This is a genomic window from Aeromonas sp. 2692-1, assembly GCF_013085505.1.
Lineage (GTDB): Bacteria > Pseudomonadota > Gammaproteobacteria > Enterobacterales > Aeromonadaceae > Aeromonas > Aeromonas hydrophila.
Genome location: NZ_CP038513.1, coordinates 4402168 through 4413942 on the forward strand (window position 1 = coordinate 4402168; position 11775 = coordinate 4413942).

Sequence of the window (11775 nt, forward strand, 5' to 3'; positions counted from 1 at the left end):
CCCCCGCCTCGCCAGCCAGGGCCACGGAGCACAGGGCACCATAGCCGCACTATAGCGCCGATTGGCTAAGCGGGATCCTCCCCGGCCAGCTCCGCCTCAACAGCAAGCCAACCCCATCGGCCCCGCGATGCTCGCCGACCCCAATCAAATCAAGGGCCATAGGAATCCCGCTATCTGTCTCTGCCATTTTTTGAGCTGGCGCATAAAACGCAGATATTCCTGATAGTTACGTCAATTTTTGACTGGTGAGACCAGATTCGATTGGCTTAACATATCCATCCGGTGCCTATTCATCAGTGATGGGCCTCAGCCCTCGCTGGTCAATGGAGCATATTGGAAGCTGTAATCCACGGGCGGTAGCGTCTATATAAGTTGATGCTAATCCTATATAGAGATAAATATACATTAATTTTATAATTAAACCGTAACATGAAGAGAGCTGCTATGGAATTTGATGTTGTCATTGAAGATGACTTTATAAATTTATGCTTAGATGACGACTTGGAGCCAATTAAAAACAAAAAAGTTTTATCTTTGATTAATGACTACCAAGATGGTAAATGGCGACATAGTAAATTTCATAGTTTTATTTGGGACAATATTGCTGAGACATCATTGTCTTTTTCTGAAAGAGAGTGCTTGGTAGATCAATCTCATACTAAACTGGTTGAAGCGGCTCGAAGCCTACGACTTACCGACTCTGAAAATGATATTGGCAAAGGGAGCGAATTAGCAGAAATTGTACTATATGGTATCATGAAACATTATTATGGTGCATTACCAGTAGTACCAAAAATATTTTACAAACAAAACTCTCAGGATAATGCTAAAGGTGCAGATAGTGTTCATCTAGTTATTGACAGCAACAATGACTTTACTATTTGGTTTGGTGAGGCCAAATTTTTCAATGACATTAATGACTCAAGGCTAGGTGAAATTGTAAAATCAGTTGGGAATTCCTTGAATACTGATAAACTAAAACGAGAAAACTCTATAATCACTAATGTAAGCGACATCAATAAGTTGGTTACAGATGATGCGTTATGTCATGAGATAAAACTCGCGCTAAGCAATAGAGCTTCGATTGATAATATAAAGCCAAGACTTCATGTGCCAATTTTATTGCTTCACGAGTGCGAAATAACCTCCTCTTGTTCATCTTTAAACCATGAATATAAAAAAAACATAGTTAACTATCATATAGAACGAGCAACCTCATACTTTAAAAAACATATAAAACAATTATCATCCATTCACCTATACGAGTCGGTAACTTTTCACTTAATATTATTTCCCGTACCAAACAAAGCTAAAATAGTCGATAGATTTGTAGGTGACGTAATTCGGTACAAGGAGGCTGCCAGTGATGATTGATAATTTTGATGCACTGCATAAAATCAATGACCTAATCAATGCTGGAGATATTGATGAAGCAAGAAATCAAGTAATAAAATTCCTTGCAGAATTAAAAAGAACAAATGGGACGTTCCCTGCACCATTAAATCACTTTATTAGAAGTGTAGGCCTATACCCCTACCTGCAATTAGAACACGCATCTTGGCAAGAGAAGTTCATTTACGAATCATTCAAAGTAGATATAGGTGGCTCAAGTGCAACTTTACATAGAGAACAATCACTATTACTTAAGAAACTAATAAATGGCAATAGTATCGCTGTAAGCGCACCAACTAGTTTTGGTAAAAGCTTTGTAGTCGACTCATTTATTGCAATAAGAAAACCCAAAAATGTTGTTGTCATTGTACCAACAATTGCATTAACTGATGAAACTCGAAGAAGGATGCATCGGAAGTTTTCTAGAGAATATAAAATAATTACAACAACAGATGTTCAACTTGCAGATAAAAATATATTTATATTTCCACAAGAAAGAGTTTTCAGCTACATCAATACAATTGAAAATATTGACATATTGATAATAGATGAGTTTTACAAAGCTAGTAAAAAGCATGACAAGGAACGTTCACCATCATTGCTTAGAGCGATTATCAACCTAAGTAAAATAGCGAAGCAACGCTATTTTTTAGCACCAAACATTAAACATTTAAGGGATAATATTTTTACCGATGGGATGGATTTTATTAGTTTAGATTTCAACACTGTTTTTCTTGAAAAACATGAGCTATATAAAGATATTAAAGATTGTAAGTTTTCAAAAAGTGATGCCCTTTTAAAAATAATATCTGAATCATCTGGGAAAACTCTAATTTATGCTGGCACTTATTCAAGTATAGGCGAAGTATCAAATCTCATTATTGATTCAATTGATAATTCATGCAGTAAGCTGTTAAGCGATTTTTCATCCTGGCTTACCAAAAACTATAGTAGAAACTGGAGTCTAACCAGCTTAGTAAAGAGAGGTTGCGGTGTTCACAATGGTCAACTGCATAGATCTCTTAGCCAGATACAAGTTAAACTATTCGAAGAAGACAATGGTTTAGACATGCTACTTTCAACATCTTCAATAATAGAAGGAGTAAACACATCTGCCGAGAATGTCGTTTTATGGAAAAATAAAAATGGCCAGCCTAAATTAACCGACTTTACGTATAAAAATATAATAGGTCGAGGGGGAGGATGTTTCGCCATTTTATAGGTAATATATATCTATTAGAAGAGCCACCAAAGGAACAAGAAAATATTTTAGAGCTTGAATACTCAAATGAATTAGCAGCAAGCTTAGATGATTCAATATCACAAAAGTTAACCCCTGAACAAATTGCTAAAATAATTGAATATAGAGAGGAAATGGCTGACATATTAGGCGAGGAGTCATTTCAAAGAATACAAAGTAATAATGTTTTTACTGATAGTGATACATCTGTTGTATTGAGCGTGACGAGAGCGCTCTCTGATTCACCACAAAATTTTAATGGCTTAGGATATCTTAATAGTAAGAATCCTGAACAATGGGATTGGTCTTTATACAAGGTTCTTGAGATCATTCCTGGCTATATAGGTGCTCCATATAAAAAGTTCGTAGAATTCATCAAAGTTATTGCAAATAACTGGTCTTTTGACTTTCACAAACTCTTAGATGAATTAAGTGACCATGACATAAGTATTGATGAATTTTTTGATTATGAGCGGAAAGCCAGTTTTAAACTATCATCTTTACTGAATGAAGTGAATATAATATATCAAGAGCTATACCCTAAACATGGGGTTGATATATCTTCATTTGTAGCCAATGTTTCGCATGCATTCCTTCCCCCAAATGTATATATTCTGGAAGAGTATGGGCTACCTAGGATGATATCGAAGAAGATTCATTATTCTGGAATTGTTGATTTGGAAGATATAAATACACCTATACACGATGTGCTAGATAAACTAAATTCTATAGGCTTAGAAAACATTTCAAGTAAAACACAAAATCTAGACTCATTTGACCTGTATATATTAAGGCACTTTTTTGATGGAATATCTCATCCTAAATAACAAACTTTAAGTATTTTTCTTTCTGAGCCAGCCATTAGGTGGCTGGCTCACGATTTAGCCCCCTATCCCTCCAACCAATACTCCCTTTCAATTCCCACCCCGGCCACAAAGTCGGGATCGTGGGAGACCAGCAGCAGGGTGCCCGGGTAGTCGGCCAGCACCTGCGTGAGCAGCTGGCGCGAGGCATGATCCAGATGGTTGTCCGGCTCGTCCAGCAGCAACAGGTCGGGCAGTTGCACCAGCACCATCAAGAGGCCCAGTTTTAGCCGCTCGCCACCGCTCAGACCATGGCAGGGCATCAAGGCGCGATCGCCGCGCAGTGCGATGCCCGCCAGCCGGGTTCTTGCGTCGCTTTCAGAGAGTGTCGGCGCCACTGCCAGCAGGTTGGCCAGCGGGCTGAGATCTCGCGCAATCAGGCTGAGCCCCTGATCAAGACACGCCAGCCGACCATTGATGCGAAAGCTGCCCGCCTCGGGCACCAGCTCACCGCGCAGCATCTGCAGCAGGCTCGACTTGCCGCTGCCGTTGCCACCGGCCAAGAGACAGCGAGCCCCCCGTTGCAGCACCAGATCTACCTGCTGATCATGCCAGCGTGTGTGGCGCGCCGCCGTGATCACCAGCGGCTGGGCCGCCCCCTTGCGATCGCTTTCCGCCGGCCACTGCATGACAAGCGGCTGCACCGCCGCCAGCGCGGCCGCAGCCTCGGCGCGTGCCTCCACCTGGGCACTGTGGCCCCGCTCGTGGCGATCCAGCACCTTGCCAAGGGATTTACCCGCCTGTTCCGCTTTGAAATCGAGCAGGATCTTGGCCTGGGAGCCGCGCTCGCGCCGCCCCTGACTGGCTCGTCTGGCCGCCTGCTCGCGCACCTTCTGCACGCTGCGCGCCGCCGCTTTTTCACGGCGCTCCGCCTGCGCCAGCCGGGCGCTGCGGGCAGCCTGCAACTCGGTCTGCTGCGCCAAAAACACCTCAAACGAGAGGCTGGCACTCTGCAGCCCCTGCTCCCCCAGCTCCAGTAGCTGGCTCCCCTGATTGAGCAGCCGCCGGTCGTGACTTACCAGCAGATAGCCACCGCTGTGGCTGGCCAATCGCTGGCTCAGCCACGCGATGCCACTGGCATCCAGGTGGTTGTCCGGCTCATCGAGCAGCAGAAAGTGAGCAGATCTCGCAAACAGCGCCAGCAGGCGCAAACGGGTGAGCTGGCCGCCGCTCAGGGTACTGACCGGGGCATGGGCATCGAGTCTGAGCCCAGCCTCTGCCAGCAGGTCGGCAAGATCGCTGCGCAGGTTCCAGCGATCAGCCAGCCGCTCGAAATCGTCCAAGGCGCAGCTCCCCTGCTCGATGCGCTCAAGGGCCCGCAGCGGCTCGCCCCAACCGATAAGGTCGGCCACGCTGGCTGCGCCGTCATGAGCCTGCGCGGGCGCAAACTGGGACAACCAGTTGATGGGGGTCAGCCACTCGATCGTGCCAGAAACCGCGCGGCGCTGGCCTGCCAGCAGTTCCAGCAGCAGGCTCTTGCCGATGCCGTTACGGCCGATCAGGGTGCAGCCCGCTGCGGGCAAAGTGAAGGTAAGGGGAACACTGCAGGCGCCGAAGGGCAGCTGCAAGGCGTTGATATGACATGCGATATGGGTCATCTGAACTCCTGTGGGCCAATGCGGGAGCCGCAGGCCAAGAGCCAAGCCAAATGACAGGGACACGTGTCCACAAACGGGAAAACAAACAAGGAATCAGCATCAACCTGTCACGGTAAGACGCACCCGATCTCCCTGGCGGGAGAGGAATCAAAAGCGGGGTGCGGACAGGTTAAATGCGCATCGGAGGACGTACTCATATATCAAAGGAGCCAAGAGGCTAACCCGACGAATGCTGGTTGGTCAACCACTTAACCGGACCGCCAATCCTGTTATCGCAACCAGCCGTTCGAGGACTATCGCGATCATCGGGCCGCAATTGGGCCGCAGTTCAGGATGATCGGAAATAAAAAACATCCCGTCCGAGATGAGTTGCCACGGATCTAATCAGTAGAAGGCCGGACGTCGACCCCCACCGCTGTCAGCAACGCAGTGCCATAGGAGTTGTCTATGGTGCAGCGCCACTGTCCATCGGCTTCTTTGCGAAACACATAGGTGGCGCGGCGGGTTTCATCAGTCAGGCCCCCCTGGCCATCGGGGTAATTGAGCCGGGTCTCCATGATTACCAGCGCATTGTCGGCTCCCTCGATCACCTCCATGGCGCCCTGCTCCACCTTGAGCTGCCCCTGAAAGTAATCCGAGATCGCGGTGAAGGCGCGGCGGATGGCGGGAATGCCGCGCACCATCATGCCGGGCTTGACCACCAGGGCGGCGTCCTCGGCGTAGAAGGCCATCAGGGCGTCGAAATCGCGCCGGGAGATGGCGGCGTCGCAGGTCTCGATGAGGGTTCGAAGGGGATGCTGATTCATCTTCACTCCTTATGGGGCGGCCTGCCCGCCCTGTCACGGATAAAAAGCAACGGATAGAAAAATCCCCCGAGCTCGGGGGATTGGCAATCAACTTAACCGAGCAGGAAGGATCTTAGCGGGGCAAACTCCGCCGGCAGGTTGTGGGACAGGAGCGGCAGCACGGCGTGCTTGGCGAGCGGACCGGGCAGCGGCACGTCCAGCCCCAGGATCTCGTCCACCGACTCCTTGAACTTGGCCGGATGAGCGGTGCAGAGGAACACCCCCACTTCGTCCTCAGCCAGCTGTTCGCCCAGCAGATCCCAGGCAATCGCCCCGTGGGGTTCGCACAGATAGTCCAGCTGGTGCAGGCGCTTGAGTGAGTCTCGAGTTTCGGCATCACTGCGCATGCCAGAACCCAGGGTCTCCAGCGCCCAGCCGTTGCGACGGCACAGCTCTTCCACCCTAGGCCAGTTGTTGGGGCGGCTCACATCCATGGCATTCGACAGGGTCGCCACTGTCTGGTGCGGCTCCCACTGGCCGGTTTTCAGGTAGCGCGGCACGGTATCGTTGGCGTTGGTGGCGGCGATAAAGCGCTTCACCGGCAGCCCCAGCGCCTTGGCGATAAGGCCCGCGGTGAGGTTGCCAAAGTTGCCGGACGGCACGCTGATGACCGCCTTGGCACGATCGGCTTTCGGCAGCTGGGCCACGGCTTCGAAGTAGTAGCAAACCTGGGCCAGCAAGCGGCTGATGTTGATGGAGTTGGCGGAGTTCAGACCAATCGCCTTTTTCAGCGCCTCATCATCGAAGGACTGCTTCACCAGCGCCTGGCAGGCATCGAAGTCGCCGTCGATGGCGATGGTGCGGATGTTGCCCCCCAGGGTGCAGAACAGCGCCTCCTGCAGCGGGCTTATCTTGCCCTTGGGGTAGAGGATCACCACCTCGATCCCCTCCAGCCCGTAGAAGGCGTGGGCCACGGCGGCGCCGGTGTCGCCAGAGGTGGCAGTGAGTATGGTGATCTTGTCGTTGGTTCTAAAGGCCGCGAGGCACTGAGCCATAAAGCGGCCACCAAAGTCCTTGAACGCCAGGGTCGGGCCGTGGAACAGTTCGAGGGCATAGGTGCCATCTTTGAGTTTCACTAGCGGCGCCGGGAAGGTGAAAGCAGCCTTCACCAGCTCATGCACCTGAGGCGCGGGCACTTCGTCCCCCAGCAGGTGGCTGAGGATGCGGGCGGAGCGCTCCACCAGCGGCAGATCCAGCAGAGCATCCACATCGGCCAGCGGCTCGAGCTGCTCGGGGAAGAACAGACCCTGTTCGCGGCCCAAACCCTGACGCACCGCCTGGGCGAAGCTCACCTGTTCACTCTTGTCCTTGATATTGTAAAGATTCATAGCTCGCTTCCTGTTACCCGTGCCCCGGCCATGTCGAGTTTGCAAACCCGGGCAAATCCATCTTCGTTCTGCACGAAATGTGCATCCATCCAATCTTTCATCCGCTCGGCCTGGGCCAGATCCTTCATCACCACGAAGACGCTGGGGCCGGAGCCCGAGATGCCGGTGGCCAGCGCCCCGTTCTGGGCGGCCTGGGCCCGCACCTCGTTGAAACCTTCGATCAGCGTCGCGCGGTAGGGCTCGGCAATCACGTCTTTCAATACGCTCGCCGCCAGCCCCTCCTGCCCGGTGTAGCTGGCGTGCACGAAAGCGGCCAGCCGGCGGCCATAGGTGAGGCAATCCTGCCGGCGATACTGGGCCGGCAGAATGGCGCGGGCGGCTGCGGTCGAAACCACAGTGCCCGGGTAGCAGACCACCCAGTACCACTGCTCAAACACCGGAATACCCTGGCTGATGACGCCGTGCTCTTCCAGCACCAGCTGCATGCCGCCCAGATAGCAGGGGGCGACGTTGTCGTAATGAACGGAGCCGGAGATCTTGCCTTCCATCTCCCCCATCAGCAGCAGCAGGTCGTGTTCATTGAGGGGCGCGCCGTGAAAGGCGTTGAGGCCTTCCAGTGCCGCCACCACGCTGCAGGCGCTGGAACCCAGACCCGAGCCCACCGGCAGGTTCTTCTCCAGCACCATTTCGAGCGGCTTGAGACCAAGGCCCCGCTTCTCCAGCGCCTCACCATAGGCGAGCCAGCAGTCATGGAGGATGTTCTTTTTCGGGTCAGCCGGCAACTTGTGGGCGTAGCGGCCCACGGAGGAGAGGGCAAACGGTACATCGGCCGCCTTGACCTGGACGCGATCCCCGAGCAGAGAGCCATCCACGGGGGCGAGCGCCGCCCCCAATACATCGAATCCCACGCTCAGGTTGGCGCTGGAGGCGGGGGCATAGGCCACCACGCTGCTGCCCTGGTACATGTCTGAACTCATGCTTACAACTCCTGCTTCCAGTTCTGGGTGCGCAGCACGTCGGCAAAGACGCCCGCAGCGGTCACTTCGGTACCGGCGCCATAGCCGCGCAGCACCAGCGGGATCGGCTGGTAGTAGGTAGAGAAGAAGGCGAGCGCGTTCTCCCCGTCTTTGACCTTGAACAGCGGTTCGTCGGCGCCGACCGCCTTGATGGCGACCTTGCACTTGCCACCCTCGATGGAACCCACGTAGCGCAGCACCTTGCCCTGAGCTTGGGCGGCCGCAAACTGGTCGCGGAACCAGCCGTCAGCCTCCGGCAGGCGGGCCATAAAGGCTTCCACATCGCCGCTCACATCAAAGCCCGGCGGCAGCGCCTGCTCCACTTCTACATCGGAGAGCTCCAGCGCCATGCCGGCCTCGCGGGCCAAGATCAGCAGCTTGCGGGCCACGTCCATGCCGTTGAGATCGTCGCGCGGATCCGGCTCGGTGAAGCCGTTGCCACGGGCAATCTTGGTGGCGTCGGAGAAGGCCATCCCTTCGTCCAGCTTGCCGAAGATAAAGGAGAGCGAACCGGACAGCACGCCGTCGAAGGCACGCAGCTTGTCGCCTGCCTTGATCAGGTTTTGCAGGTTCTCGATGACCGGCAGGCCGGCGCCCACGTTGGTCTCGTACAGGAACTTGCGGCGGGTCTGGCGGGCGGTGCGGCGCAGCGCCTTGTAGTAATCCAGCGACCCGGTATTGGCCTTCTTGTTCGGGGTGACCACGTGGAAACCAGCGGCGAGGAAGTCGGCGTACTGGACGGCGACGGCCTCGCTGGAGGTGCAATCGACGATCACCGGGTTGATGAGGTGGCTCTCTTCCACCAGCTTTTGCACCGCTTCCAGGCTGAAGCTGTCACGGGCTTCCACCAGCTGTTCACGCCAGTTGGCGAGGTTCAGCCCATCCTTGTTGACCGCCATTTGGCGGCTGTTGGCGATGCCCACCACCCGCAGGCCGGTGCCCTGCTCGGCCAATACCGGCTGCTGGCGGGCAATCTGATCCACCAGGGCCGCGCCGACACCGCCGACACCAACCACGAAGAGATCGATGAACTGCTGGCTGCCGAAGAAGTTCTGGTGGCAGGCCTTGATGGCTTCCGCCACCTTGCGATCCCGCACTACCGCCGAGATGGAGCGCTCGCTCGAGCCCTGGGCGATGGCGACGATGTTGATGGAGGCCTGCGCCAGCGAGGTGAAGAAGCGGGCCGCCATCCCCTTGGAGGTGCGCATGCCGTCACCGATGAGGGAGATGATCGCCAGATCCTGCATGATCTCGAGCGGATCCAGCAGCTGGTTCTTGAACTCCAGCTCGAACTCGCGCTCCAGCACCTTGCGGGTCTTGTCGCAGTCATAGCTGTGGATACAGAAGCTGACGCTGTACTCGGAGGATGACTGGGTGATGAGGACGATGCTGACCCCGGTGCGGGAGACGGCGGAGAAGATGCGGCCGGCCATGCCGACCATGCCCTTCATGCCGGGGCCGGAGACGTTGAACATGTACATGCCGGAGAGATCCGAGATGGCCTTCACTTTCAGGTCGTCATCCCCCTGCTCGACACCAATCAAGGTGCCCGGCCCCTGCGGGTTGAAGCTGTTCTTGATGAGGCAGGGAATGTGGAACTGGGCCACCGGCGCGATGGTTTTCGGGTGCAGTACCTTGGCACCGAAGTAGGAGAGCTCCATCGCCTCCTTGTAGGAGAGGGTTTTCAGCAGATAGGCATCCGGCACCAGGCGCGGGTCACAGTTGTAACAGCCCTCGACGTCGGTCCAGATCTCGCAGCACTCGGCATCGACACAGGCGGCCAGCACGGCGGCGGAGTAATCCGACCCGTTACGACCGAGCAGTACGGTTTCGCCCTTGTCGCTGCCGCCGGTGAAGCCCGGCATCAGGTAAAGGCAGTCGCTACGCAACCCCTTGGCTGCGAAGCGCAGGCGGGAGGCCTCGATGTCGACGTGAGCCTCCAGATAGCCGCCGTCGGTCACCAGCAGCTGCTCCGGCACTATGACGTCCAGCTCGAGGCCGCGCACTCGCAGCAGCTCGTGCATGAAGGCGATGGAGAGGTTCTCGCCCCGGCTCAGGATGCGGGCCTGCACGTTGTCCGGGCAGAGCCCCAGCAGGCGGATGCCTTGCATCAGCCGCTCCACCTGATCCAGTTCGCTGGTCAGACGAGCCTGCAGCGCTTTGTCATCCAGCGCAGGATAGGCCGCCTTCAAACCTGCCAGCAGGCGGGAGAAGATGCCGTTGATCTCGAACAATGTGCTGCTGGCATCCATGCCGCGGCTGGTCTGCTCCACCAGCGCCACCAGGTGGTTGGTCACCTTGGCCGGTGCCGACAGCACCAGGGCAACCTGGGATTGGCCGTGGGTATTCACCGCGATATCGGCGACCCGTAAAAAACGCTCTGCATCGGCCAGTGACGACCCGCCAAACTTCAACACTCTCATCGCTTTCTCTCCCTGTGATCCTTGCAAATTTGCCCGAAAATGGCTCTGAAAATCATCCAACAAAAAGGCCCGTACTGGGTGGGTACGGGCCTTTTCTGATTTCTGTGCTTGTTCGTCAGCGCATCAACCGGCCCCAGTGCCACCTGTGGTGGTACCGGTAATAATGGTGGTGGTGATGACGTTGGTGAATAACTGCATGACGAACACTCTTGAACGAAGCTGGCTTTTAGCAATACCGCGCCGGGCGCAGGGCTGTCAACCTAAACCTCTTTGCCAAGTTTGCGGGCAAGGTCTTTGCAGAGCAGATGGAGCATATTCAAATCCCGCTGCGGCAGCATGGGCACTCGGTCCATCACCCATTGATGCAGTTTTTCATCCTGCGATACACCGAGATCACCGAGAATTTCTGCTGTTTTGCTTTTCAGCACCCGAACCTGGCCGGCGTTATCAACATTTTCTGCTAGCACCTCGGGTTCATCGAGCAACTGGCTCAGCTCGTAGGCATACAGCATGATCGCCTGCCCCAGGTTCAGGGACGGGTAGCTCACCTTGAGCGGCAGATAGCTGATGAGGTCGACCTGGGCCAGCTGATCGTTTGAGAGCCCAGACTCCTCGCAGCCAAACACGATGGCGACCTTGTCCAGCGACGGCTTGGCCTTGATCTGGTCACGGATCTCGGCCGGAGTGAGGTAGTGCTGATAACGGCCGCGCTGGCGGGCGGTGGTGGCCACCACCAGATCCATGTCGGCCAGCGCCTCTTCCAGGGTGTCGAACGCCTCGGCCTGGGTCAGGACCTCCTGTGCACCATGGGCCACCCAGCTCGCCTCCTCCTCTTCGTGCACCCGGCTTGCCACCAGTCGCATGGCATCAAAGCCCATGGTTTTCATGGCGCGGGCGGCAGCACCCACGTTGGCCGGGCGGGCGGGGGCCACCAGCACAAAATAGAGTTTCATCGGGTTTTCTCCTGGGCAGGGCCGAACGCGCAAACGGCAGCGGATCATCGGCAAAACAGGGGCGCAATCTACCGTTTTCACCCGAAAATTGCCACTTGAACAGACGTTTGAATGTTG

General features: G+C 54.6%; 9 protein-coding genes. 3 read left to right on the plus strand and 6 right to left on the minus strand.

The genetic code is table 11. From position 1 onward, the window contains the following. Nucleotides 1–444: 444 nt before the first annotated feature. The 3 genes from E5E97_RS20450 to E5E97_RS23430 are packed head-to-tail and all read left to right on the plus strand — an operon-like array spanning nt 445 to nt 3459. Nucleotides 445–1374 (plus strand): DUF1837 domain-containing protein, encoded by a 930-nt coding sequence (locus tag E5E97_RS20450; RefSeq protein ID WP_080688898.1) that lies wholly within the window; start codon nt 445–447, stop codon nt 1372–1374. Next, the gene (locus tag E5E97_RS23425) at nt 1367–2614 is read left to right on the plus strand and encodes a DEAD/DEAH box helicase (protein ID WP_253265163.1); all 1248 of its coding nucleotides are present in this window, start codon (nt 1367–1369) and stop codon (nt 2612–2614) included. The genes E5E97_RS20450 and E5E97_RS23425 overlap by 8 nt, the downstream gene beginning before the upstream one ends. Beyond that, entirely contained in the window at nt 2596–3459 is an 864-nt protein-coding gene (locus E5E97_RS23430) for a hypothetical protein (protein ID WP_216368128.1), read from the plus strand. Before E5E97_RS23425 ends, E5E97_RS23430 begins: the two co-directional genes overlap by 19 nt. A gap of 62 nt (nt 3460–3521) precedes the next feature. On the opposite strand, the gene E5E97_RS20460 is transcribed toward E5E97_RS23430, so the two are convergent. From E5E97_RS20460 to E5E97_RS20485, 6 genes are all read right to left on the minus strand, one after another. After that, complete coding sequence (locus E5E97_RS20460) at nt 3522–5093, minus strand: ATP-binding cassette domain-containing protein (RefSeq protein WP_171280938.1); 1572 nt, start codon at nt 5091–5093, stop codon at nt 3522–3524. Between the two features lie 380 nt (nt 5094–5473). After that, nucleotides 5474–5899 (minus strand): SgcJ/EcaC family oxidoreductase, encoded by a 426-nt coding sequence (locus E5E97_RS20465; RefSeq protein ID WP_171280939.1) that lies wholly within the window; start codon nt 5897–5899, stop codon nt 5474–5476. 92 nt (nt 5900–5991) lie between these two features. Next, entirely contained in the window at nt 5992–7266 is a 1275-nt protein-coding gene (gene thrC / locus E5E97_RS20470) for a threonine synthase (protein ID WP_171280940.1), read from the minus strand. Further along, entirely contained in the window at nt 7263–8243 is a 981-nt protein-coding gene (gene thrB / locus E5E97_RS20475) for a homoserine kinase (protein WP_171280941.1), read from the minus strand. The genes thrC and thrB overlap by 4 nt, the downstream gene beginning before the upstream one ends. 2 nt (nt 8244–8245) lie before the next feature. Next, nucleotides 8246–10705 (minus strand): bifunctional aspartate kinase/homoserine dehydrogenase I, encoded by a 2460-nt coding sequence (gene thrA / locus E5E97_RS20480; RefSeq protein WP_171280942.1) that lies wholly within the window; start codon nt 10703–10705, stop codon nt 8246–8248. 260 nt (nt 10706–10965) lie between these two features. After that, nucleotides 10966–11658 (minus strand): tRNA/rRNA methyltransferase, encoded by a 693-nt coding sequence (locus tag E5E97_RS20485; RefSeq protein ID WP_171280943.1) that lies wholly within the window; start codon nt 11656–11658, stop codon nt 10966–10968. Nucleotides 11659–11775: the final 117 nt, after the last annotated feature.